The 24454-nt window shown below is 46.2% G+C and carries 20 protein-coding genes; 12 read left to right on the top strand and 8 right to left on the bottom strand.

What is annotated here, in order from left to right; all coding sequences use genetic code 11:
- Positions 1-166 precede the first annotated feature (166 nt).
- Entirely contained in the window at positions 167-1294 is a 1128-nt protein-coding gene (locus MKY63_RS06035; RefSeq protein WP_339812005.1) for a copper amine oxidase N-terminal domain-containing protein, read from the top strand.
- A 96-nt stretch (positions 1295-1390) separates the two neighbouring features.
- On the opposite strand, the gene MKY63_RS06030 is transcribed toward MKY63_RS06035, so the two are convergent.
- The 3 genes from MKY63_RS06030 to MKY63_RS06020 form a co-directional block, all read right to left on the bottom strand.
- Positions 1391-1885, bottom strand: a complete 495-nt coding sequence (locus MKY63_RS06030) for a hypothetical protein (protein ID WP_076099543.1) — start codon at positions 1883-1885, stop codon at positions 1391-1393.
- Positions 1886-1955: 70 nt separating this feature from the next.
- The gene (locus MKY63_RS06025; RefSeq protein WP_076274913.1) at positions 1956-3371 is read right to left on the bottom strand and encodes a HAMP domain-containing sensor histidine kinase; all 1416 of its coding nucleotides are present in this window, start codon (positions 3369-3371) and stop codon (positions 1956-1958) included.
- Positions 3359-4063, bottom strand: a complete 705-nt coding sequence (locus MKY63_RS06020) for a response regulator transcription factor (RefSeq protein ID WP_036680796.1) — start codon at positions 4061-4063, stop codon at positions 3359-3361. The genes MKY63_RS06025 and MKY63_RS06020 overlap by 13 nt, the downstream gene beginning before the upstream one ends.
- Before the next feature lie 126 nt (positions 4064-4189).
- On the opposite strand from MKY63_RS06020, the gene MKY63_RS06015 reads away from it, so the two are divergent.
- The 5 genes from MKY63_RS06015 (at position 4190) to MKY63_RS05995 (ending at position 7264) form a co-directional block, all read left to right on the top strand.
- Positions 4190-4903 (top strand): YceI family protein, encoded by a 714-nt coding sequence (locus MKY63_RS06015; RefSeq protein ID WP_076274912.1) that lies wholly within the window; start codon positions 4190-4192, stop codon positions 4901-4903.
- A gap of 167 nt (positions 4904-5070) precedes the next feature.
- The gene (locus tag MKY63_RS06010; RefSeq protein WP_036680800.1) at positions 5071-5466 is read left to right on the top strand and encodes a (deoxy)nucleoside triphosphate pyrophosphohydrolase; all 396 of its coding nucleotides are present in this window, start codon (positions 5071-5073) and stop codon (positions 5464-5466) included.
- 40 nt (positions 5467-5506) lie between these two features.
- Entirely contained in the window at positions 5507-5833 is a 327-nt protein-coding gene (locus tag MKY63_RS06005; protein ID WP_076274911.1) for a nucleoside triphosphate pyrophosphohydrolase, read from the top strand.
- Between the two features lie 37 nt (positions 5834-5870).
- A complete protein-coding gene (locus tag MKY63_RS06000; protein ID WP_143766260.1) occupies positions 5871-6221 on the top strand; it encodes a DUF1648 domain-containing protein in 351 nt (116 codons plus the stop codon).
- Between the two features lie 50 nt (positions 6222-6271).
- Positions 6272-7264, top strand: a complete 993-nt coding sequence (locus MKY63_RS05995) for a Gfo/Idh/MocA family oxidoreductase (RefSeq protein ID WP_076274915.1) — start codon at positions 6272-6274, stop codon at positions 7262-7264.
- 80 nt (positions 7265-7344) lie between these two features.
- Here MKY63_RS05995 and wrbA read toward each other — a convergent pair whose 3' ends face one another.
- Positions 7345-7980, bottom strand: a complete 636-nt coding sequence (gene wrbA / locus MKY63_RS05990; RefSeq protein ID WP_339279585.1) for an NAD(P)H:quinone oxidoreductase type IV — start codon at positions 7978-7980, stop codon at positions 7345-7347.
- A 152-nt stretch (positions 7981-8132) separates the two neighbouring features.
- Here wrbA and MKY63_RS05985 point away from each other — a divergent pair, with 152 nt between their 5' ends.
- On the top strand, positions 8133-8843 hold the full coding sequence (locus MKY63_RS05985) for an effector binding domain-containing protein (protein WP_339279586.1): 711 nt from the start codon (positions 8133-8135) through the stop codon (positions 8841-8843).
- 453 nt (positions 8844-9296) lie between these two features.
- On the opposite strand, the gene MKY63_RS05980 is transcribed toward MKY63_RS05985, so the two are convergent.
- Positions 9297-9968 (bottom strand): hypothetical protein, encoded by a 672-nt coding sequence (locus tag MKY63_RS05980; protein WP_339279587.1) that lies wholly within the window; start codon positions 9966-9968, stop codon positions 9297-9299.
- Positions 9969-10677: 709 nt separating this feature from the next.
- Here MKY63_RS05980 and MKY63_RS05975 point away from each other — a divergent pair.
- Positions 10678-11256: a pyridoxamine 5'-phosphate oxidase family protein gene (locus MKY63_RS05975; protein ID WP_038568865.1), complete on the top strand. Its 579-nt coding sequence runs from the start codon at positions 10678-10680 to the stop codon at positions 11254-11256.
- Positions 11257-11976: 720 nt separating this feature from the next.
- Here MKY63_RS05975 and MKY63_RS05970 read toward each other — a convergent pair.
- From MKY63_RS05970 to MKY63_RS05960, 3 genes are all read right to left on the bottom strand, one after another.
- Positions 11977-13749 carry a hypothetical protein gene (locus tag MKY63_RS05970; protein ID WP_339811997.1) on the bottom strand — a complete coding sequence of 591 codons (1773 nt, stop codon included), beginning with the start codon at positions 13747-13749 and terminating at the stop codon, positions 11977-11979.
- Positions 13750-13899: 150 nt separating this feature from the next.
- Positions 13900-14826, bottom strand: coding sequence for a hypothetical protein (locus tag MKY63_RS05965; RefSeq protein WP_076316996.1), 927 nt, complete (start codon positions 14824-14826; stop codon positions 13900-13902).
- Positions 14819-14971 carry a hypothetical protein gene (locus tag MKY63_RS05960; protein WP_155986556.1) on the bottom strand — a complete coding sequence of 51 codons (153 nt, stop codon included), beginning with the start codon at positions 14969-14971 and terminating at the stop codon, positions 14819-14821. The genes MKY63_RS05965 and MKY63_RS05960 overlap by 8 nt, the downstream gene beginning before the upstream one ends.
- A gap of 205 nt (positions 14972-15176) precedes the next feature.
- On the opposite strand from MKY63_RS05960, the gene MKY63_RS05955 reads away from it, so the two are divergent.
- The 4 genes from MKY63_RS05955 (at position 15177) to MKY63_RS05940 (ending at position 24447) form a co-directional block, all read left to right on the top strand.
- The gene (locus MKY63_RS05955; protein ID WP_036680809.1) at positions 15177-16994 is read left to right on the top strand and encodes a vWA domain-containing protein; all 1818 of its coding nucleotides are present in this window, start codon (positions 15177-15179) and stop codon (positions 16992-16994) included.
- Between the two features lie 88 nt (positions 16995-17082).
- Positions 17083-20472: a tubulin-like doman-containing protein gene (locus MKY63_RS05950; RefSeq protein WP_076316997.1), complete on the top strand. Its 3390-nt coding sequence runs from the start codon at positions 17083-17085 to the stop codon at positions 20470-20472.
- Between the two features lie 4 nt (positions 20473-20476).
- Entirely contained in the window at positions 20477-22879 is a 2403-nt protein-coding gene (locus MKY63_RS05945) for a transcription initiation factor TFIID (RefSeq protein ID WP_339811993.1), read from the top strand.
- A gap of 293 nt (positions 22880-23172) precedes the next feature.
- A complete protein-coding gene (locus tag MKY63_RS05940; RefSeq protein ID WP_339811991.1) occupies positions 23173-24447 on the top strand; it encodes a VWA domain-containing protein in 1275 nt (424 codons plus the stop codon).
- The last annotated feature ends 7 nt before the right edge of the window (positions 24448-24454 follow it).

Raw genomic sequence — 24454 nt, 5'->3', positions numbered from 1 at the left:
CGTTCACGCTTCTTTCCCTCTAGGATATGGCTTCTCCTTCATCTAACCATAATTTGGGTGTGGTTGGTAGTTTTCTTTTTAGACTTACATTTTGATTGGCCATTTGATATATTCAGGTGTGCAATGTAATACTTTATTTTTCTAGATTAGGAGCTAAATTAAGAACATGAAAAACCACAACTTTGCTTCAAAAATTATCACTTTTTTTGTGGTGATGATAAGTTTTGCTATTTTATCTTCAAGTCAAGCCTTTGCGGACGACAGTGATCTCAAATGTTATTTGGACGGTAAGCAATTACATTTTAATGTAAGTCCTATCCTGAAAGATGGAGTTACATATGTACCCATGCGGTCGATATTTGAAGCTTTAGGCGCAACTATAAAATGGGATAATCATGCGAAGTCGGTCTCAGCGGTTAAAGGGGATATTAACATTTTTTATCTGGTCAAAGAAGGAAGAGTAATTGTAAACGCCAAAGAGAATGAGCAAGTCTTAAAGGGTATCAATTTTCAAAATAATACACTCGTCCCTCTAAGATTTATTAGCGAAGTGTTGGGTAGTAGTATCACTTGGGATGAAGGTGCAAAATCTATTTACATAACCTCACCAGTTGCCGAGGAGAAGCTTATTGCTCCGGTTAACAGAACAATTTCAGTAGGAAGTCAAGAGCAATCAAAATCGTTATCAGATGAGAGAAACAGGTTTGTTATAAACGTAAAGCACTACGGTATTAAACATAATCAGTTGTATAGCTTGCTCGAATTTTCTAACATGGATAATAAAGACATCTCAATAAATTTTAAGCCCGGTGATCAAAAAATCATAAAGACGTTCTCAAAGGAAAAGGATCCCATGCCGACTCTGAAAATTGAAAATTGTACGGAAGTAACCCATAAAGTAGTTATCGATAATATTGGCGGGAATATATATAAAATCCCGGAATTTTCAGTTAATCAGGCGTGTGTCAGTTCCAACCAATCCCAACAAGATGCGCTTGATGTATGGCGGAACAACAATTCCGGCCTCTCGGAATTAGGCAGTAACCTCGTGTCTGTCCGTAAATATATTCAGGATCAGACGGGTGGGCTGCAAAACTTTGTGATCCCAGCCAATAAAGCTGAACAGCTGATCTTGGTCGCCCCAGTTGGAGGGAAGGATAGGTTGGTTGTGGAGGGCAGTTATTTTGTAGGAGGTCTATCGAATAAGACTATAGAATTCCAACTAGATTATGAAGTGGTTTCCGAGCTCGATTTGGGTATTTATAGTTACATATATACGGAACCTGTATATTAAGGATCGTTTTATTAGAAAAGAGGTGTCCGAACGGCCAAAACAAATGGCTGCTCAGACACCTCTTTTATTGTTAGTGTGTAGATTAAAGTCTGACAATTACTCCTGTGCTGCTGTAAATCCCTCTTCCGCTAAATATTCTTTAGCTTCCTCAAGCGTTTCAAACGCCATCTCCAGATTGAGGTCGGCATAGACATACCATAAATCATCCTCAAGCTTTAGGGTTAGGGTTTGGCCCTCATCATTAGTCCAGAGTGTATCGGCAGTTGCCGCAGCCTTTTTCTTTCTTTTGCTGGCTACAGGAGCATCAGGAATGTAAATAGACAGTGAGGTGATGGAGGCATCCAGCAAACTACGCAGCTCGGATTCCGAGTAGTCGCGAATATTCACGAAGCCCTTATCGTCTGTCTCGTAGCCCCGCAGTAAGCCTGCGAACACATAGCCATTACCATTTGGATGCAGGTGAAAAGCCACGGTTTTCTTATCATGCTGGCTTTCCTCGTAGTGATAGTTCACGCGCCCAAGGGATACGTTTTTGCGTTCCAGCTGGGGGTAAGAGTCGAGAATCGCTAATTTTTGTTCAAAAGTAAGCATATACAGCCTCCGGTTTTCGGTGTGATTGTGCACATGATTATACCATGTCGATGGATCGTAGACTATTTTTTTAGTCATCAAGCGGCAGAGACAGCACGAAGGTGCAGCCTTTGTCTGAGTGCTCCTCAAGCACGAGGCTTCCATTCATAGATTCGGCCAACAGACGGCTGAAGGTTAGGCCGAGTCCTAGACCACGCAGTGTGCTCTGCTTGTCGCTGCCCCGGAAGAAGGCTTCGAAGACATGCTCACTATGATTGGATGAGATGCCAAGCCCATTATCTTGAACACGGATTTCGGCAAAGCCATGACCTTGCTGCTCCAGCAGTTCTATCGTAAGCTGAACCCTTCGATCAGGAGCTTTGGCTTGTACGCTGTTATTAAGTAGATTGACGATAATCTGCTGGATACGAAGGGAGTCCCCACGCAAAAACAAGGGATTGATCGGCATATGGAGCACGGGTTCAGCAACATCTTCCGCCTGTGTCAGTTTCCATTGATATACGATTTCTGATAGTAGTGGTACGGCATCGAGTCGGTCGTGACGAACGGAAACCATTCCTGCAGTCAGGGCATTGTAATCCAGAAGGTCGGCTACCATTCGCTGCAACCTCCCAGCCTCCAGCAGGGCAATATCCAGAAATTCCACAGCTTCATCACCTTCAACGACCCCTTCGCGGACGGCATGCACCAGGCCTTTAATAGAAGTTACGGGTGTTTTCAACTCATGGGAGACTCCGGCCAGCATTACGGCTCGAGACTGCTCAAATTGCTGTAACTTGCCTGCCATCTCTTCAAAAGACATCATCAGCTCATGAATTTCCCGCTCTTTAGCATCCTTATCTAGAACGATATCATAACGGCCATGGCTGATTTGAGCCGCTGCCTCGACTACCTTCTGAATGGGTTTTGCCAGTTTACGAGATAAGAGGTAAATGGTTAGCCAACTTAAGATGATTAGAAACAGCAGCAGTATGGAGAAAAATATGATCTCCTCCTGTGGAATATGCCGCAGCGATTTTTTGGATTGCAGAACAATAACCTGTCCCAGCGTTTCGTCATTCGAATTTATGGGAGCCACAGCAGCTTTAAACTCCGGACTGCGGGAGTCGTTCAGGCTATCATTAAGCTTATATCTCATTTCCTTGTCAGTTAGAGGTGGCAGGGAGAATAGCATTTGACCTTGTTGATCAGTAATGATCACGCACATCTCTATGGTTAACTTGAAAAACCGTTTCCGGTCTTCGATCAGCTTTTCGAGATTTTGGCTGATTTCAATGGAGCCCTCCATATTTAAGCTGCGATCTGCAATCTCCTGTGCCAAAAGCCCCGCAGTCTGCAGACGATTGCTCATAGCCTCCTGACGGATCCACCATAATGTAGCTAAAGCTGTGAGGAGCAGGCCTACACTAATAATGAGCAGATAACGTATCGTCCAGTAAGAAAGGATAGAGGTGCGTTTGGCGTTGTTTCTCTTTAAGTTGTCCATAATTGATATCCCGTCCCCCTTAGGGTACGGATTTCCCCCTCACTAGTAGGCCAGTGCGACAACGCTTGGCGTAGTCTTTTGATCGACAAATCTACCGCCCGGTCGCTTCCTTCATAATCCATTTCCCATACAAATTCTATTAATTGCTCACGCGTACAAATCTGATTAGGCCTTTCAGCGAGAAATAACAGCACTGACATATCCCGAGGACTAAGACTCAGCTCAGCCCCATTCAAAAAGACAGCACGTGCTGTGAAGTCGATAAACAAACTGCCATAATGCCGTTTACGGCTGCCATCTGACCACTGCGAGGGACGGCGTAAGACAGCGTTCACACGTGCCACCACTTCCTCGGGAATAAAAGGTTTAGACATATAATCATCCGCACCACCGTCGAGGCCGGCTAGCCGGTCATTGATCCCATCTCTTGCCGTCAGCATGATCACAGGGCAGCTGCTTTTTTCACGGATGAGCTTAAGCAGTTCAAAGCCGTCCATGTTTGGCAGCATGATGTCTAGTAATACTAATGAAGGAGGAGATATAGCAAAAGACTCCAGCGCAGCGCGTCCATCAGCTACACGGGTGACTTGAAAGCCTGCTTTTTTCAGATAAGCACTGAGGACCCTAGAGATGGCTTCTTCATCTTCTACAACAAGAATGGATTTCGTCAAATTGGAGTACCTCCAGTCCATAAAATTTACGACAAGTTTAACACATCATAGCCCGTTCTGCTCTGACTTCTTCCCGACATATTGCTTTGTTAGAATGAGGGACGAGCTTGAAAGCATACAGAAATTATGAATATTGGAGGGAACAGGATGAAGAGAAAAAGAATAGCCTTGATCGCTGCAGGAGTTATTATCGTAGGAGTAGTCACAGGTTATACATTACTGGATAAATCGCTGGGCAATAATGTAGAGATCGAGTCCGTGATTCCAAATCAAGCAACAACAGCAGGTGCTGGAAAGACAACAAATAACACTGGAGCATCAGCAGGGGTGGCGGTCACAGCCGAACAATTAAACGGGGATTGGACCCTTGCGGAAACCTCTAAAGTCTATTGGTCAGTGACGACCTCTAAAGAAACAGTAAACTTCGTAGACAACAAAGTTCAGGGTACCTGGAAGGTAAATATAGAGGATTATACTTCGATGGCCGGGGAAGGGACAGTAGATATGAGCGCTCTGGATTCTGGCAATAGCCAACGGGACGAGCATGTAAAAGGAGAGGATTTTCTATCCGTTACGGAATTTCCACAATCCACGTTTGTAGTGAAGTCATTTTCGGAGCTGCCGGCAGAATGGACTGAAGGAGCAACTGTGCCTGTTGAAATGCAGGGGACGCTTACCGTAAAAGGAGTAGAAAAGGACGTCACCTTTCAGTCGCAAGCGGCGTATAGCGGGGGACAGTTGATGTTGTCGGGAACGACAACAGTGGCCTTTTCTGACTTTGGTCTAAGCAATCCCCACACCGTTGTGCTGGATACAGAAAATAATCTTGAGGTTCGCTTGGAGCTTGTACTGACAAAATAGTAGCTCTTCCGTAAGGATAACGCTGCTGTGAAATGTATAGAGAGACTGTACTGAAGAGATTTTCCCAGGCCGTGTTGGCGTTTGGGAGAGTCTCTTTGGTTTGGAATGAATTGTATGTTTTAATAGTAGTATCTGTCGAATAACTAGCAATAGTGGAGGTGTTCTTTGTGATCAAGGTGGCGGCAGCAATTATACATAATGTAGAAGGGCAGATTCTTATTGCCCGGCGGCGGCAAGGTAAATCGCAGGCAGGTCTGTGGGAATTTCCTGGTGGCAAAATAGAGCAGGATGAGAGCATCGCAGAGTGCCTGCAAAGAGAGCTTCAGGAAGAGATGGGGATCACAATCCTTCCCTATGAGAGCTTTGGCATAAACGAGCATAACTATGGAGAGATAAAGATCCAATTGATTGCTTGGAAAGCGCGGTATCAGGGAGGTGTAATTGATCTGGTGGATCACGACGAACATAGGTGGGTGCTTCCGGCTGAGCTGGGTCAGTTCATGTTTGCTCCGGCAGATCTTCCTTTTGTAGAACGTCTACTGATGGAATCAAAGCCGGATTGAAGGGAGATAGAATATAATATAGAAGAAAGGAAGAGCTTAAATGCCTGTATATGAAAAGCTAGTGCGTGACGGCATCCCCGATTTGATAGCTTCTCAAGGTAAAGATTTTAACACAAGGATATTAGAGTCCAAAGAATACATAACTGAACTACGTAAAAAATTGCAAGAAGAGTCGGAGGAATATTTTCAGGCAGCAAGTGATGAAGAAGCTTTGGAGGAGCTTGCCGATATGCTGGAAGTGATTCAGGCTCTGGCGGAGACACATGGGAGCAATAGCGTGGAGCTGGAGAAGCAACGTGCAGAGAAAGCTAAACGTCGCGGTGGATTTAAGAAGGGGATATATCTGATTGAAGTGGAAGGAGAATAACGGGGAGATTATTTTTCCGCACAAGGAGGGTAAAACGTTGTTCAAAACCAAACTGACGATGATCTTAAGCAGTGTGGTGGCCTTGATTCCTGTAGCTATTTATTTATTCCTTTATTCCAAAATGCCGGATACCGTCCCGATTCATTATGATGGGAACATGGCTGATCGATTTGTAAGTAAAGCTAGTCTGGAGGTTATTTTGCAAAGCGGGCTGGGTTGTTTGGGATTCATAATCATGAAGCTTTTACAGTTCCTTTTGCATAAAGCGTTTATTCAAAGCTCTAACGAGCACTCAGCGGCCTTGAGCAAGATCTGGAATATTGCTATTTTGGTGGTGACGGTGGTGTTTGCTGGCATCAGTTCCTATACATTCATTAGAATGGTCTGATAGAATTAAAGAGACTTAGCAGAAGGATTAGGAGGAACATGCAAATGAAAATGGACAACGCTTACAAGGTGAGATGGGGAATTATTAGCACAGGCTGGATTGCTCATCAATTTGTTACTGATTTGGCGCATGCCAGTAATGGTGTGGCTTATGCCGTTGGGTCAAGATCTCAGGAAAGTGCCGATGAATTTGCTAAAAATCATGGAATTCCGCATGCCTATGCAACCTATGAGGAATTGCTGAATGACCCGAATGTAGACGCGGTATATATTGGAACGCCGCATCCTTTTCACAAAGAAAATGCTTTAATGGCGCTGCGTGCAGGCAAGGCTGTCCTGTGTGAGAAACCTTTTACCGTAAACAGCGGTGAATTGGAAGAAGTTGTGGCCTATGCTAGAACACATAAGCTATTCCTGATGGAGGCGATGTGGAGTCGCTACATCCCGGCGATTGTGAAGGTTAGAGAATGGATTGCTGAGGGCAAGATCGGTGATGTTCGTTTGGTGAAGGCAGACCTAGGGTTTCGTACCGACTGGAATCCGGAAGGCAGATTACTGAATCCGAAGCTGGGCGGGGGTGCGCTGCTGGATGTGGGGATTTATCCGGTTTCTTTTGCCTCCATGGTGTTTGGACCTCATCCTGAGTCTATTTCCAGCACAGTGCACATAGGTGAGACTGGAGTGGACGAGCATTTCTCGATGCTGTTGTCATATGGTAACGGGAAAACCGCTTCGTTGAACGGTGGTATTCGTCTTAACATGTTGGAGGAAGCGCATGTGTTTGGCACAGAAGGCCGTATTATTGTAGAGGGTACATTAGTGAACCCGAAATCGGCTGCGCTTTATATAGGAGATGAGAAGGTAGAGAGCTTTGTGGATGACCGTGCTTCTATTGGATATTGTTTTGAAGCGGAGGAAGTAGGACGGTGTCTTCAGGCAGGGCTTACAGAGAGTCCGGTGATGACATTGGATGAATCGTTAGCGATTCTGAAACTGCTGGATCAAGTGCGTGCACAGTGGGGGCTTAAATACCCTGGAGAGTAATTAAAATATAAATTAAACACCCCTCGGTGTAGTGCTGCACAAGTAGCTCCGAGGGGTGTTGTTATATTAACTAAGCTGCGCTAGTTCTGATTATTGGCGTTTTTGCCTGCCTGAACCCAGCCGGCCACTTCAACGGTACGCTTCGCTTGATGAAAAACAGCGTCACGGATCCGATCCTGATCTTCGATCATTTTACCGTCTCCATCTACGCTGACACTTGTTCCGTAAGGGTTGCCTCCCGCACCGAATGTGACTGGATCAGTATAACCGGGTGCTGCAACAATTGCTCCCCAGTGATACATCGACGTGTAGAGTGCCAAAATCGTAGCTTCTTGTCCACCATGCGGGTTCTGTGCTGAGCTCATGGCGCTGACGACTTTGTTTACTGTTAGTCCTTTGCCCCAAATGCCACCGGTTGTATCAATGAACTGCTTCATCTGGGAAGCAATGTTACCGTAACGGGTTGGGGAACTGAAAATAATCGCATCTGCTTCGACTATATCGTCGGGTGTGGCGACTGGGATATCTTTTGTTTCTTCAGCTAGGGCCTTCATGGCTGGATTTGCGGCGATTTTATCCTCGGGGACCAGTTCCTGCACCTTCAGCAGTTTTACCTCAGCTCCTGCTTCTTCTGCGCTTTCCGCGGCCCATTGTGCTAGCTGGTAGTTAGTTCCTGTGGCACTGTAGTAGATGACAGCTAATTTGATTTTTGACATGCTGTAGTCATTCCCTTCGAGTGTAGTTCCATACTATTAATTACCCTAATGGTGTCTTTATAACCCAGACTGAAATCAATCTATTCGAACTGGACAGACAGGTGTCCACTTTGCCTGTGTATACTAAGTTCAATCACAGGAAATGAGGGAGAATGATGAATACTTATTTTGTAGAGAAAGCAAAAATGACCTTGGCTGGGGTTAGCATACGCACAACTAATGAAGTGGAAATGGGACCTGATGGAGGTTTGCCGCAGCTGTGGGAAACTTATTTTCAGAGTAATATTGCGGGGCAGGTAGCTACGGTAAATTCTGAGTATATCTATGCGTTGTATACGGATTATGAGAGTGATGCGAGCGGAGCGTATACCGTTGTGATCGGGCATGAAGTAGCTGAGGAGAGACATTTAGAGGGAAACCAGCTAGAGGAAAACGGTCTAGAGGAAAGCGAGCTAGAGGAAAGCGAACTAGAGAAAAGCGAGCTAGAGGAAAACGAGCTAGAGAAAAGCGAGCTAGAGGAAAGCGAACTAGAGGAAAACGAGCTAGAGAAAAACGAGCTAGAGAAAAACGAGCTAGAGAAAAACCAACTAGAGGAAAGTCAACTAGTGGAAAACCAACTAGAGGAAAACCGACTGGAGGAAAGCCAGTTCACCTATGCGGTTGTACCGGAGAGCAAATACATGGTTTTTACGACGAAAAAAGGTCCGGTATTTGAAGTGGTAGCGCAAGCGTGGGGGGAGATTTGGGCGTACTTTAAGGAGTCTAGGGAGGCAAGAACTTACACGGGGGATTTTGAGATTTATGATTCGCGAAATTTTGATCCTGCTGACACGCAGGTTGAGATTTATATTGCGATTGAATAGATTAGGGGAAAGATGCTTTTGTGTGCTTAGTGGGTTAAGTGCTTGAAAAGTTTTATTTTATAGGAAATTGTTTAAAGGGAAGTATTTTAGAGGGAAAAAGGGGTTTAAGGGAGTTGCTTCTGATAGTAGTACCAAGCAACTTTCGAGAGAAAGGGGGCTGCCGAGAGGTAGTCCCTTTTTCCGTTGGCGTAGCGGATACCGCGATGAAGGGGTACTTGACGGTGGAAGAGAATATAAACAAATTAAAAGAATACATACCCCTGAAAAGAATATATACATCAGTAAAAATAATGGATAACGACTTTTCATCTCATCTGGGGATGTGTTGTTAATCCTTGATGAGGCTTGCATTTAGGCAGACGGGGGGAGACATAAGAGAAGCCCTAGAGTATATATACATAACTAATGTGTCTGCGGAAAATTGTACGGTAAAAATCCCGTAGAATCGCTGGATTAGGCAGAAATGGCGGGGATGTACGGTAGAAATCCCGCAGAATAGCTGGATTGAGACAAAGTGGCAGGGATGAACGGTATAAATCCCGTAGATTTTCTGGATTGGGCAGAAGTGGAGGGAATGAACGGGAAATATCCCGCAGAATAGCTGGATTGAGACAAAGTGGCAGGAATGAACGGTATAAATCCCGTAGATTTGCTGGATTGGGCAGAAGTGGAGGGAATGAACGGGAAATATCCCGCAGAATAGCTGGATTGAGATAAAGTGGCAGGAATGAACGGTATAAATCCCGTAGATTTGCTGGATTGGGCAGAAGTGGAGGGAATGAACGGGAAATATCCCGTAGATTTGCTGGGTTGAGCCAAAGTGGCGGAAATGTACGGTATAAATCCCGTAGATTTGCTGGATTGGGCAGAAGTAGAGGGAATGAACGGGAAATATCCCGTAGATTTGCTGGGTTGAGCCAAAATGGCAGGAATGAACGGTATAAATCCCGTAGATTTTCTGGATTGGGTAGAAGTGGAGGGAATGAACGGGAAATATCCCGTAGATTTGCTGGATTGAGACAAAGTGGCAGGAATGAACGGTATAAATCCCGTAGATTTTCTGGATTGGGCAGAAGTGGAGGGAATGAACGGGAAATATCCCGTAGATTTGCTGGGTTGAGCCAAAGTGGCGGAAATGTACGGTATAAATCCCGTAGATTTGCTGGGTTGAGCCAAAATGGCAGGGATGAACGGTAGAAATCCCGTAGAATCGCAGGGTTAGGCGTAGGTAGCAGAGATGAACGGTAAAAATGCTCTACATCAGCTGCATAGCGTCGAATTAGTTAGAAATAAGAGCAAAAATGCTCTACATTAGCCGCATCGAGCCAAAGTAGCAAGAAAGAGAGGCAAAAGTGCCTTACATTAGCCGCAAACGCCGCTCGGACCTAGTCAAAGTTAGTTTGGTAGGGGAGCTAGTGGTACTGGTATTGTTAATGGAGTTAATGCGCTTATGGAACTGATCTAGTTGGTGAAACTAACGAGTTGATAGAGCTTGTGTAACTTTGTAACAGCTGGAGTTGGTGAAGTTAGTTAGTTAAACTAATGTGGTTGATAGAGCTACTCTAGTGGGAGAAACTAACGAAGTTGTTAGAGCTGAAGTAACTGGTGGAGTTGATGGAGTTGATGTAGTTGGCAAAGCTAGTTAGTTAAGCTAATGTGGTTGATGGAGCTGAAGTGATTGGTGAAGCTGATGTAGTTCATGTAGTTCATGTAGTTCATGTAGTTCATGTAGTTCATGTAGTTCATGTAGTTCGTTGAGTCGGCGGATCTGATGGAGTTGAGTAGAGATGCCCGATTAGCCAGCACACCAATATACAGAAATGGAGAATGCCAAATGGGAAAACAATTTACCGCTATACTACCAATACATGAAGAGTTTATTCTTCGGCAGCACCTTTTTTTCGTAGGGTCGGCGCCGCTTTCAGAAGATGGGCATGTTAACCTTTCGCCGAAGGGGCATGATTGTTTTCGGATTTTGTCTCCTAATCAGGTGGCCTATCTAGACATGACTGGCAGCGGTAATGAGACGAGCGCGCATCTGCTGGAAAACGGAAGAGTGACGGTTATGTTTTGTGCGTTTGAGGGGACGCCTAACATTTTAAGACTGTATGGAACAGGGGCTGTGATTTTGCCTGAATCAGCAGAATGGGAAGCACTGTCCCCTATGTTTACATCTCTGCCTGGAGCCAGACAGATCATTTTGATAGATGTTCATAAAGTACAGACTTCCTGCGGATTTTCGGTTCCATTCATGAATTATGCGGGTGAGCGAGATACGTTGCAGCGTTGGTCTATTCAAAAGGGCGAGGCAGGTCTGAGAGAATATAGAGGAGAGAAGAACACTAAGAGTATAGACGGGCTACCCACACCTCTTGGACAAAAACTGACTAGACAGGATCTCCCATACTCATGACCAATAGAAGGAACATACAACCCATAGGATTATTCACCCAAGACGCTAGAAGCTTCCCGCGACTTTCAAGGTAGTTCACCCAAGTTGCTAAAGTTTCCCGCAACTCTCAAGGTAGTTCACCCAAGTTGCTAAAGTTTCCCGCAACTCTCAAGGTCGTTCACCCAAGTTGCTAGAAGCTTCCTGCGACTCTCAAGGTAGTTTCCCGCAACTCTCAGGGTCGTTCACCCAAGACGCTAGAAGCTTTCCGCGACTTTCAAGGTAGTTCACCCAAGTTGCTAAAGTTTTCCGCAACTCTCAAGGTCGTTCACCCAAGTCACTAGAAGCTTCCCGCGACTCTCAAGGTAGTTTTCCGCAACTCTCAGGGTCGTTCATCCAAGTCGCTAGAAGTTTATCGCGACTCTCAAGGACGTTCACCCAAGTTGCTAAAGTTTCCCGCAACTCTCAAGGTCCTTCATCCAAGTCGCTAGAAGGTTCTCACTACTCCCAGGGTCGTTCACCTAAGTCGTCAGAAGGTGACACCCTACACTCAGAGTTATTCACACAACCCGCTAAACTTATCTCACTACTCATCATGGTCGTTCACTTGTCGACATAGGTTATGCCACCGTCACTATATTGAATCTCACCCACCACACTACCAACTTCACATATTCATAATAAGTAATCCCGAAATCCCGAAATCCCGAATCCCGTAATCCCGTCTCCTGCATCCCATAATCTCTACCGCCCAAAGCTCATGCTACCCACGGATTCCACTATAAACACAGGAACATATTGCTCGCCTATGTCTGTTCCAACAAGCTCATATCCATTCTGATATTGGCCACTAACTAACGCGTTACCTGTAACGGAACCCACTTCTCCTTGGAGAAAAATATAAATCCCATCCGAGTAAGCAAGACTATTACCGAAGTTATCTACGACGATTTCACCATGAAAAGAGACCTTTTCAAAAGGATGAGTGGTCAGATCCGCAGCTGAGATTACAGCATACTCCTGAACAATCTCCGCGAATTGATAGATGCCATCTACTTTACGGTAAAGTGCCGTTTGCCCGTCAACACCGTCTCCAAGATCCGCATTAGGCACGAAAATAGAGTCATCGGACTGCAGTTCATAACTATCGCCAGCTATTGAAAATAACTGCGAAATACCATTCGATTTCATCTCATATGCTGTGAAAAGGGTGCGTCCACCTTCAACCTCAGATTGGGCTAAAATTACAGGTATACCTGAAGAGGTTGCCAACTGTTCATTAAAAGTAAGACTGCGCAGACTCTCGAAGCGTGGCAAGCTGTTTCCGGTTAATGTGACCACATTGTCGTCGTTATTCATCGCAGCATAATAGAGCACGCCACTGTTATCCGTCCCGGCGACGATCACTTTTGTGCCCGATAGTCCTTTGCGGGAGATGACGTTGTCGTATTTGTTTTGCTCTTCACCGCCAGGAAGGAGGCGAACAGGCTCAGCGATATTCCAGGCCAGCCTAGCAGCGGCAATGTTTGTCGAAGTATCCTCTAGCGGAGCAAGCTCTCCGTATAATTGTATCGCCTCAGCATATTGACCTTTAGTAGTCAGACGTTTGGCATTTTTTAGTAGCTTAGTCTTACTAGTATCGATCAAAGTCAGCACCTTGGATGAAGTGACACCTGCCGATCCTGCAAAATTACGATAAGCTACAGCATGCCCAGCAAAAGCTGTGATATTGTCACCTTCGAGATCTTTGTTCAAGATGATCTTCCCGCTGCTTTCTGCTTGTTGAAGTACCCAAGGAGCTTCGTAATTATGCTGGCTATAAGCACTCATCAGGGACAGGGTGCTTTCCAGCATGCCGGTAAAGTTTCCTGCTCCTGCTAAGGATTTTAATATAGCTGTATCATGGCTTATAAACTTTGAGGCTAGTAAATCCTCTTTGGAAGCTGCACTTCCATAATAAGCATCAGGAATCTGCAAAAGATTCCATTTGAAGTTCTCTTCATTACTCACCCCTCCGCTCTGGTTCTGGGCAAGCTCGGCAAGGAACTGCTCCTTAAACTGACGGAAATAAGAGGTGAACTGGTCTGAAATGCCTGAGGCCGACGATAACTGGCGATAATAGGATTCATAGGGGCCGTCTGGCTTCATATATGTAGCTTTTAAACTGAGCAGAGCTTGATAGCTCTTCATAAATCCGGCAAAATCCTTAGTCGCTGCTTCCTCCTTAGTAGAGGCTACCAAAACATTCAGAACTTTGCGGATATCTGTGATTGGAGCTAATTCATCCAGACGCTTTGCGACTCTTTCTTCCAGGTAATGAATAGAATGGTTGGCCGCTGCTTGGCGGTACTGATTCTCTGCATTAATCAGATCCCCAGCAGCGTAGAGACGGTCGGCTTCTTTGGTGATTTGTATTTTATCTGCGATGAGAAAAATCTTCTGTCCAAGCAGCACAAGCATGCATATACACAAAATGATCATAAAGTTTCGCAGGGTTATTAATTGTTTGAACGTCATATAGAGTAGCCTCTTTTTTCAAAATATAAGAAAGCCTAAGAAAGTATAAGTTTTACAGTATACATCATCCTTATATTTCTGTGAGAAACGGTTGGTTATCATCAATAAGGGTGATGTTTGCTTTATATTGGCTCATCTTAGCTTTCAGGTCTATTGGACCTCCGGGTCCCAGTGATATTTGGCTTCACGAATGTCAGCTACCCTGAGGTCTAAGCCGTTCCAAGGTTCATGGGGATTCGCAGCAATGAGTTTGGACAACCGCATAAAACGGTCTTTGGGCAGATCTTGCACGTATCGGCCAATCATATTGGAGTAGAGCAGGGCATAACGCTTCATTCTTACCGCCGCTCCCGCAACGCTCGTAAGGATGGTTAAGCCGTTAGCCATCTGGCGGATCTCCACTTCATAGTTCTTCACGTAGCGTAGTGTGCGATCCTTAATGAGATCGGGACGGACTTTAGCGATCTCGCCGATATATTCGGCTAGCAGTGGTTCGAAGTCTTTTAGAAGAAGCTGCTCCAGTTCTAGATCCATATCCTTGCGGAGTAAAAATCCATGCAGCAAAGCCACTCGCTGCCGCGCGATCCGGTCGCCGCGAAGCAGGATGGAGAGCTCGCGCAGCTTCTCATAGGCAAGAACATCATCCTCACGGAGTACGGAGACAGCTTCCTGACGGTTGACCTCCAGCCCTTCCTTGATGATGCCGATCCCACGACCAAGCAGCTCATTGAGAGAACGAAGATTCTCGTTCTGCCTTACTTTTCGCTGCGTATAGTACAATAGTCCAGCAAGCACAAGACCACCGGCACCAAACAATATCATTTGTTGGATGCTATTTCCAAAATAGACAGAGGCTAGTGTGAGCAGTAAGATGAATAGTAGACGGGTATGCATCTTCCGTCTGGCTAGTGATGCTGCGTGCTGCTCTACAGCAATAAGTGAGGCTCTGCCACATTTGCTACAGCGGTCTTCGCCAAGAGCGGTATACCGTCCGCAGTGGCGACAGATGCGCAGCTTGTCATAAGCGTAACGAGGGGCCTTAAAGGGCCGGAAGGTAACGGGTCTTTTCTTATTCACGGCCTTTATCGCCTCCGTTCAAAGCGGCTAGCAGTCGATCGTTAATATCATCACGTGTCAGTGGTTTGCGCTGATGTGCGGCATAAATGGAAATCTGAATTACGGCAATTAGGAACGTAATCCCAAGAATGACGTATGAAATCATGGAACAATCCTTTCTCATGGACGCTCTGCAGTCCAGATGGCTTTTAGAATGATAATCTTCTATGCATCAATGCACTGGGTCCGGCGGTCCTAAAGTTGAAGTTTACAAGGTTTAATTATATCATAATGGCATGCTATTTACAGATTTTAGCGATAGTGCTGAACCTGTCATATGTGCCTAATATAACACAAGAGGAGCCCTATTTATGCTTCGTAAATATCAAAGTATTAGAACAACCAAGACTCTCTTTCTACGTATCTTTCCGGTATTGCTCCTGGCTCTTTGTCTAGCTGCCTCGCCTTTTGCAGCTGTTAAAGCCTATGCAGCAACGTCGGCGCAATCTCACATTGATGCTGTGCTTCTTATTGATGTCAGCAACTCCATGAAGACTAGTGACAAGAACAAAATCGCCAACGAAGCGATGAAAATGTTCATAGATATGTTATCCACCCAAGGTGATAAAGTAGGTATTGTTGCCTATACCGACAAGGTGCAACGGGAAAAGGCTCTGCTGCAAATTAGCTCGGAGAGCGATAAGCAGGATTTGAAGGATTTTATTGATGGTTTGGACCGAGGAGCTTACACCGATATCGCTATTGGCGTAGAGGAAGCTGTGAAGGTTCTGCAGAATGGAAGTGACCCTTCCCATGAGCCTATCATTGTAATGCTCGCTGACGGCAATAATGATTTCAACAAAGCGACAGGCCGGACGCAAAGTGAATCAGATAAAGAGCTGAAGGCGGCCGTAGAGGTTGCCAAAAAGAATGGCTATCCCATCTATACCATTGGACTTAATGCAGATGGCAAGCTGAATAAACAAAGCCTCGCCGACCTGTCCAATGAGACAGGTGGTAAAGCATTTTCGACGGACTCAGCAGATGATCTGCCGCAAATCCTGAGTGAGATTTTTGCCAGCCATTTGAAGCTGAAGGTAGTGCCTGTGCAGTCGATTACTGCAAATGGCGATTATCAGGATGTGACCGTCAACGTGCCTAACGGCAGTGTTTTGGAAGCCAATATCTCAATTATGTCTTCACAGCCTGTGACAGCGAAATTAACGGACCCGTCAGGGAAAGAAGTTGCGATCCCCTCAAACAATGTCCTGCTGTCCAAGTCTTCTACTTATAGCTTGATTAAGCTACTGTCACCGCAGGAAGGAGATTGGAAACTTCAGGTTAAAGGTGTGCCAAAGGATAAGATTGATATTAATCTAGTCTTTAACTATGACTTGGAGCTTAAGATCGATGCGCTGCCATCAGCAACCTATAAAAAGGGTGATAAAATCGACATCACCTCGCATCTGTTCAGCAACGGTACTCAGGTAACACTCAGTAATTTGTATCAAGATATGAAGGCGGTACTGCTTGCTACAGATATCGATACAGGTGATGTGCAAGAAATCGAACTGGATAACTCCGGAGCTGTCTTCAAGGGTACATTTGAGGTAAAAGAAAGCCATAACTACGAGTTGAAGGTACGGGCAGAGGAAAGCAGCTTTTATCGGGAAAGTGCACCTGTCCAAATCAGCGCGAAGACAGGCGGAGCAGCAACAACAGCACCTTCTACAGGGACTGGCAATGAAGAACCCCTGAAGGAAGCTTCATCCAAAACCCTGTATTACATTATAGGGGGCATTCTTTTAGTGCTGGCAGCTGGTGCAGCATGGTATGTGCTGAATAAGAAATCGGCACGTGGTTTTGTAGGACAGCTGGTAGTAGAGGTTAAAGACAGCAATACGGGTGAGAAGACCTACCCACAATATAAGAAGCTTGCAGGCTTCAAGGGCAAGTTCACCCTTCATCAGCTGCTGCAATTGGCGCCTGAACTGAAGGAGAGCGAAAGTGTTATTTTCACACCGGCTAAGAATGACCGATTGCTGTTACGCAGCGGAGAAGGTGTTACTGTGGAGAGATCCGGACGTGCTGCGGATGCTTCGCGTGGTCTTGAACTGAAGAGTGGGGACCGCGTTTCAGTATCTCTACAGACGGTAGATAAGACGATTTATCTGGAATATTTAGTATAGTAGGCAATGGCAATGTATGCCGCAGAAATAGTTTTGCTGCAAGATATCTGAAGTACAGCTTCCGCAAAACTTTTAGGAGGATAAGCATATGAAACCAGTAGTAAGAGAGCATATACAGCAGTTGGATGTATCACTAGGCGGCGGGATTGTCAGCGATAAAATCAGGGTGGATACGATTGATAATCCGATCCTGATCATTGGACTAGGCGGCACGGGCATTGATGCCCTGCTGCGTCTTAAATATCAGATTAACCGCCGCTTTAAGCTGCCGGAGGATCCGATATCCAAGAAGAAACGGGACAAGCCGGATAATGTGGAATTTCTAGCTTTTGAGACGAATGAACAGGATCGCGGAAAAAAATACAAAGGCATTGGGCTGGACCCGCAAAATGAATTTGTACTGTTGGCGAATGCTGAAATCGGCGGACTGCTACAGAACCGTAGTATTCTCGATTCTTATATTACAGATTGGCTGTCACCTGAGTTAAGTATCACAGATGGTATGAATGGTGCTGCTGGTGTGCGGCAGGCTGGACGTCTGCTTTTGTTCACCAAGATTAATCAGGTTGTAGGTGCGATTGATAAGAAGATCAAGACGTTATCCGTAGGCACTAACAAAAAGCTGATGGTCTTTCTGCTGACAGGTCTGTCGGGCGGTACAGGCAGTGGGGCTTTCTTGGATATTGCCTATATCGTGCGCGGTATTATTGAACGTGACTATGGATCAGCCGGCATTGACCGTGTGAACACACTGGGGTACCTATTTACACCGGACGTGAATCTGTCTAATAAAAGTCTAAGCGAGCACACGCGTGAATATATTCGCAAGAACGGTTATGCAGCGCTAAAAGAGCTGGATTACTGGATGAATGTGGACAGTCGTGGTGAGCGATTCCAGCAGCAATACGGTAATATTTTGACGGTAAATTCACCGCTGCCTCCATTTAATCTATGTCATTTGATCTCTGCAACGAATACCGAGGGTAAGCTGCTGGAGAATGCGTACGATTACTGTATGAACGTAACGGCGGAGAACATCACGAACTTTATGGCGAGTGAAGAAAAACAGTCTGGTGAAGAATTCGCCATCCATGACTATATCAGTAATATCCGCACCAACATTGCGCAGATGAACAAGACCTACCCAGCTAACTATGAATACAACATTATCGGTGCCTCGTCTGCTGTGCTTCCGATTGAGGAAATGACGACTTACCTGGCTTTCCGCTTGTTTGATAAAATGGAAAAAATGTTCCAGCAGGCCCCTGGTCAAGAGGATGTAGAGAAATTCGCACGTAAGCTGGGGATTGATCTCGACAGTATGATCAAGACGTTTGAATCCCGTGTGCCTGAGCCGTTGCCAGGCTACGAGAACAGCGAACGCTTGAGCCATGCCAATGTTGTTAAGAATCAAGTGGTAAGCATGGATACAGAGCTGGAGCAGAACTTCCTGGCTCGTGCCCGTGAAGAATATATCAAATCGAAAAAGCAGTTGCCTGGCGAAATTGTGGGACGTTTCAGTGAAGAGCTGGAGCGCATCTTCCTGCACCCAGAGCAAGGGCCATTCTACGTTTCCCGCCTGCTGTATACCGAGAAGGGCTTCTGTATTTTGAAGCTGATTCAGTCTTATATTGAGGCTTTACGTGAAAGCTTGTTGCGTTTGCCACGTGATATTGAGACGGCTCAGGACAGTGCGGATGAGAAGCTGAGCGATGCCCGCAGTGCTTTTGTCTCCAAAGAGAAGAAGAAAAATGCCTATATTGAGGCTAAAATCAATGAATATTGGCTGCACGCCGATGTAGAACGCACTGAGCAAATGATTCAATTTTACGAGGACTTATATGAGCTCTTAAACGATGAGAACAGCCGGATTTACGGTGTGTTTACAGAGATTCTTAGTGCGCTTAGCTCGATTTTTGCCAAAAACGGGGACATCCTTATCAATGGCGAAGAGCAGGCAGACTATAAAGGAAACAAAACTTATTATTGGAACATTGTGAACGTGCCGGATATTTCGGCGACCATCTCCAAGATCATGGATCAGAAGGACGGCGACGACCTGATTCGCGACTTCACCCGTGAAATGCTGAAGCATTCCGGACGTTGGGTCAAAGAGCAGGAGATTGATATCGTCCGCTCGATTTCGGAATTCCTTAGCGATAAGTTTGGGGATCTGATTACCCGTTCGATGGAGGATTTCCTTGTGATGAAATTCGGCCATGAAGAGCCGCTGGATAAATTCGTTGAGCGGATTATTGCCGGTAAATTGGACGAAGAGGCTGTGCCTACCTTCCACCTTAGCAATAGCTCGGGCAGCTTACATTTCCCATCATGGGGTTTCGTTTCCGTGCCTGTTAAAGCGCCGGGTATCCTAAAAGGGATTCGTAATTATCAGAATAATGCGCTTGGCAAATCGCAATTTACGATCAAGGAAAGCCAAGTGAAAAACCGTATTTTCTGGCTTAACACACGTAACGGTGTGCCACTTTTCGTATACACGCCGCTGCGGGTGTTTGAAGAGAACTATGAGCGGACCATTCTCGACAAGGAAGGGATTGGCCGCCATCTCGTGATGACGGATAAGAACAACTGGACGTATCTGCCTTCTCCGATTCCGGAAAAATCATGGGGCGACACTTACGTCAATTCTCGTGTACGGGATTATAACGCTAGAGTGCGTGCAGACTTTGCAAAAGCGCTGGCAAGTGGAGTCATTATTGAAAAAGGTGTAGATGAGAACACAAGTAACAGATATTCTGTTGTGTTCACCAACCCTTTTGATCTGGACGCCATTTTGAGTGGTTTCGATATGCAGCTGCAATCTACACGCCCGAATCTTGGTGAAGTGAAGAAGGCGGTTGATGAGCTGAAGAGCCTGCGTGAGAAGGGCTTGGAGCGTGAAGGCATTAAAGATATCTTTGGCAGCATCAACAAGGACATGGCGCAGGAGAATCTCATTCGTTCACCGCAGCTGATTTCACGTGTTCGTGTGGAGTTGGCTAAATATACTGAACTGACTGCTAAAGCCACTGAGCTTGAAGGTGTGCTCCATCAATATCTGGACGAAGATAAGTGGATGGATCAGTTCATTGAAGCTTTGTATACGGACAGTATTATCAAAAAAGGCGCACTCTACGTTTATGACCGTGATGAAGAAGAGGACGCTTGGGAGCCGTTTGCTAATTTGATGAAAGAGCGCAGCTACGTAGAGTATGCCGTGTATCGGCACTTCCGGGAGCTGGATGAGAAGAGCCGCAGCGTACTGCTGCGTAAGGCAGCACGTCGTGCAGGTGAAATGACTGCCGCTGAAGACGTTACCCCGCTGCTCTATAAGCTGGAAGGGCTGTATGTATCGTTCCTGGAAGCACGCGACAGCTTAGAGTATGAACGGGTAGAGTATGAGAGCGGTGATGAGATGTACGGATTCTACAAGAGCATGACTAGCAAGCTCGGCAGTATCCGCAGAAAGTTGAAATAGGCCTATGATCAAAACACAGGCATTATCTTATGGTGAACAATATGCGGTACAGGAAGAGGCACAGCGCAGCAAAGGGGATGGACGCAGCAGCATCCATTACCCTGCCCTGTTTCTGTTCGTAGGCGACAAGGTTGCTCCGGCCATCGGTCCGGTGCTGGATAGCTGCGAACGAAAATGGGATAACGCCGGCGGGGTTATGGCATTACATGCTGTGTCAGGTGCGGCAAAAGAGGGAATAGACGGAAGTATAAGTGGATCTGTTGCGGGAGGAAAAGACCGGGTGCTGGCCATGGCCTTGCCGGAAACGGCAGGGTTAGATCCACGCACTGTGCGTCATGAACTTTACCGCAAGTTTCATGAGGATACACGTTATCTTGCTGAAATGAATAAAGTTATCCGGCGGCTGAGCAACAGTATAGCGGATTATGGACGTCTATATTCATCTTTTGACGTCATCCATCTCTCTATCATTACGCGGGTTGATGATCCGCTTAATGTATTGCTGCCGGAAATTACACTGCTGGCTCGTGCTGTACTCGGCCAGTCCTTTAAGTCCGTACAGACAGATCTCTACGCTCTGATCAATGAGCGGGAGCAGGGGGATAATTTTGGATATTCCAGCTCAGTAGGGCTGGCTTTTCTGCGTGAATTGGACAAAATGCAAGTTACGGACTATAAGTTTAATGCGCCGTTACTTGTGACGGAAGATGGTCTGTCGATTCCAGTTGCCCATGGTCCTTCCGCATTATTTGACCTTGTGTATCTGCTCTCCGATAAGAATGAGCGCGGTATGATGTCTGCACACGGTATGGATGACAACTACGAGATTATTTCTCATATTAGTCTGCTCAAAAATCGGGTCCGCCCGGCTTCTGATCAGGCTACTGGTCATGGCGGATATAACAATATGACCTTCAAAAGCGGCATCAGAGGCAGCACTGGAAGACAAGGCTACGCGTCTGCTGGCTTTTCCGGGGTAAGAAGACCTAATGTTCAAATTGCTTTGGCAGTGCTGTATCATGCGTTCCGGCGGCTTGTCTCCGATATGCGTGAGGGCAGTTCGTGGACTATACGTGAACGGCAGGCGTTGTTAGGGCTGGACCCTGACAGCTTGCGGGAACACGCGGTACAGCTACTTCCGGAGAAAGACGGCCTGAATGAAATGACGGGGTTAATGAGTCACGGACGCCCTTCCTATAATGAACTGAAGCAGCTGTCACTTCGTGAAGCTGAACGGCAGTTGTTCGGTGACGGGGGCGAAGCTTATTTCCGCAATAACTTTGTGGCAGAGTCAAACCGGAGAGTGGAGGGAATGAATCCATTACGCCAATGGCGCACTATGCTGGCGGCACAGGAAACATCTACGCCAGCGGTAAGCTTTTATCAGCTTGCGGAGTGGACGGCAGATCGTGATGAAGCCGGAAGTGTGCTCCATCTTTTACGTCAGCATATGGCAGGCTTGCGTTCCGCGATTCTCTCCATGCAGGAGGAGCTTGAGGATCTTTATGCAGAAAGCGTGGAGCGCCAGCCGTTCCAGCGTGTGCCGCTTTTTGACAAAAGAACAGTACGTAACTTCATTCATTACTTATTCTCAGCCGTATATGGCAAAAAATATGAACTATTGGGCCTAGAAAGTGAGCTTGCCCTATGCAGTCGTTTGGAATCTGCACTTGAGCAGCTTCATATGGAAAGTATGGCTCGTGTGAAAGCTATGGAGACTTTGGAGGAAGAATTGCGTATTACTGTTATGGACAGCATTGGGCGAACAAACGAAACAACGGGCCAGAACGTAATGGAATACTACCGCGTAGTCACAGAAGAAGTGATGAAGGATATCGAAACCCGGCGTGGCCCTGGAATATTCTTCAGTGAGAAGTACATGGGCAGTATCTCCAAGCTCTTAGAACAAGGGAAAGAAGCTGTGATTGAGCGTTTGATTGATATTTGCCGCCGGGAGCTGCTGGCAGCAGAACCTTTCAATTTATCTTTTGAGGAAGAGCTTCTGCGTCGTGCAAATGTTGCGGCAGCCTATGAGAATCGTCAGGTTCTATCGAGGGAAGAGCTGTTCAAGCGCTTGTATCATAATTTAGAAGAGGGCGCGGCCATTAATGTTCGGTTATTCGAATATACGCAAGAGCATCGTCATGAGGAGAAATATTTCTTCGGAGACAGTTCATCAGAGTTTCTACGCTACGCCTTTGGAGTGGATGAGACAACCCGGATTTACCGGTTAGGATTCGTGCATGAGCAGCGGAGGAGCGGAGTGGAGAAGCTAAACCTGATGGGCGGCTTTCATTTAGAGGACCTGCTCTATTATCGCAACGGTAAGGTCTATTATGAGACTTATGCTCAGAATGGCTATCAGCTCCATGGACTGAGTGAAGATCAGCTTCCTGAGATGCGCTGATGGCGTAATAGATTGGGTCCCCTCACTTTGAGTCCCTTTATTGCCTTTGTGCAATAGAGTCATCGGATATAACCCTTAATTAGAGTTCTGGGATAGGGACATTTCTCCTTATTTTCAATGCACACTATGCAATAGAATAGAAATAGATGTTCCTCCTATTCCGTTCTATTGCACAAAGCGCAATCTGGGGGATGATAGCACATCCGGGTAGCCCGTTTATCAGGCAGCATAACCCCCGGAATGTTAAAGGATAAGAGTACAATTCAGATTTTACCCGGAAAGGAAGTATAACGATGCAGAGAAAAATCAATCTGCTGCTGCTCTTCTTCAGTCTGATCGGCGGCGGGGTCGCCTTTCTTTTTGGCGAATGGCTGCTAAGCTGGTATAACGATCTGCCTTCCATCCTGCTTGTGGGTATTTATTTTGCCATTGTGGCGCTGGGTGTCGGTGTAGGCTGCCTGCTTGCAGAGATGATCTCGCCACGACTGAACGGAGCTTCATGGAAGCAGCGCTACCTGGGGTTATCGTGGAAGCTGCTGCCTCTGATGATTGTCCTTGCACTTGGAGTTGGAGCCTTAATGGAGTTCGTTTATGAGCTGAATTTTGGCGGTGCGAGACCGGTTAAGAATGTAGTGATGGCTATCGATGACTCAGGCAGTATGACACAGAGTGATCCCGATAATAGCCGGTATTCCGCAGCAAAAGCGTTAATTACAAAAATGGACACTGACAATAAGGTAGCCGTGGTGACCTTTAACAACGAAGCGGTAGTTGTCCAACCTTTAACGCCACTTTCAAATTTGGAGAATCGTGAGAAGGTGCTGACTGCAATCGATAATCTGCAGCCAACCGAAGGCGGCACGAATATCAGCGGTGCGGTCTCAGAGGCACTGAAGGAGATTGACAGTGACGGCAAAAAAGACCAAGGGGCCATGGTCATCTTGTTGTCTGACGGAGTGAGTAATTTCGATACCACAAGAGAGCTGCAGGCTTATGTAGAGCGCGGTATTGCTGTGAATACCATTGGTCTGGGCTTGAATGATCCAGCAGGCACTCAGCTGTTGCAGGATATTGCGAGAGTGACAGGCGGACACTATTATGATGTCAAGGATTCAGCCCTACTGGGCGATGTGTTCCAGCAGATCTATGACCGTCTGGGAGACCGGACGCTGCTAACTGAGCGCAGTGATTCAACGGCAGACAGTCCTTATTATGCTGCGGTTCGTATTTTGTCACTGATGTTGATGGGGGCTACGCTTGGATTAGGTCTGGGAATTATGTTTGATAACCGTCATTTGGCTAAAAGCTTTGGGATTGGCGGCGTAATATCAGGCTTGTTCGCAGGACTGATTCTGGAATTTGGTCTTAGCGGTGACTCCTTTACAGATAGTCTTATTCGTCTTCTGGCTGTTCTTATATTAGCTGCTATTATTGCATTATTTACAGGCGTCATTCCGGTAGGTGAAGGACGTATTTATCGAAATAGAAGAAACAATAACGCAGCGCCTGCACCAGCATCGGATAACTTTCCGGGCCGGCGCAGAAGCCGGAACAGCAAAGGATTCTAGTGTAGCG

This window comes from Paenibacillus sp. FSL R7-0189 (assembly GCF_037969925.1).
Classification (GTDB): Bacteria; Bacillota; Bacilli; order Paenibacillales; family Paenibacillaceae; genus Paenibacillus_AQ; species Paenibacillus_AQ odorifer.
Note: the sequence above shows the minus strand (reverse complement) of the source record. Positions and strands in the feature narration are given on the sequence as shown.

Coding starts and splice junctions, on each gene's coding strand:
- MKY63_RS05955 (WP_036680809.1), top strand. CDS start 15,177: ATGCTTCGTAAATATCAAAGTATTAGAACAACCAAGACTCTCTTTCTA.
- MKY63_RS06035 (WP_339812005.1), top strand. CDS start 167: ATGAAAAACCACAACTTTGCTTCAAAAATTATCACTTTTTTTGTGGTG.
- MKY63_RS05950 (WP_076316997.1), top strand. CDS start 17,083: ATGAAACCAGTAGTAAGAGAGCATATACAGCAGTTGGATGTATCACTA.
- MKY63_RS05945 (WP_339811993.1), top strand. CDS start 20,477: ATGATCAAAACACAGGCATTATCTTATGGTGAACAATATGCGGTACAG.
- MKY63_RS06005 (WP_076274911.1), top strand. CDS start 5,507: ATGCCTGTATATGAAAAGCTAGTGCGTGACGGCATCCCCGATTTGATA.
- MKY63_RS05970 (WP_339811997.1), bottom strand. CDS start 13,749: ATGACGTTCAAACAATTAATAACCCTGCGAAACTTTATGATCATTTTG.
- MKY63_RS05940 (WP_339811991.1), top strand. CDS start 23,173: ATGCAGAGAAAAATCAATCTGCTGCTGCTCTTCTTCAGTCTGATCGGC.
- MKY63_RS05975 (WP_038568865.1), top strand. CDS start 10,678: ATGGGAAAACAATTTACCGCTATACTACCAATACATGAAGAGTTTATT.
- MKY63_RS05985 (WP_339279586.1), top strand. CDS start 8,133: ATGATGAATACTTATTTTGTAGAGAAAGCAAAAATGACCTTGGCTGGG.
- MKY63_RS06015 (WP_076274912.1), top strand. CDS start 4,190: ATGAAGAGAAAAAGAATAGCCTTGATCGCTGCAGGAGTTATTATCGTA.
- MKY63_RS05995 (WP_076274915.1), top strand. CDS start 6,272: ATGGACAACGCTTACAAGGTGAGATGGGGAATTATTAGCACAGGCTGG.
- MKY63_RS05960 (WP_155986556.1), bottom strand. CDS start 14,971: ATGATTTCATACGTCATTCTTGGGATTACGTTCCTAATTGCCGTAATT.
- MKY63_RS06020 (WP_036680796.1), bottom strand. CDS start 4,063: ATGGACTGGAGGTACTCCAATTTGACGAAATCCATTCTTGTTGTAGAA.
- MKY63_RS06030 (WP_076099543.1), bottom strand. CDS start 1,885: ATGCTTACTTTTGAACAAAAATTAGCGATTCTCGACTCTTACCCCCAG.
- MKY63_RS06025 (WP_076274913.1), bottom strand. CDS start 3,371: ATGGACAACTTAAAGAGAAACAACGCCAAACGCACCTCTATCCTTTCT.
- wrbA (WP_339279585.1), bottom strand. CDS start 7,980: ATGTCAAAAATCAAATTAGCTGTCATCTACTACAGTGCCACAGGAACT.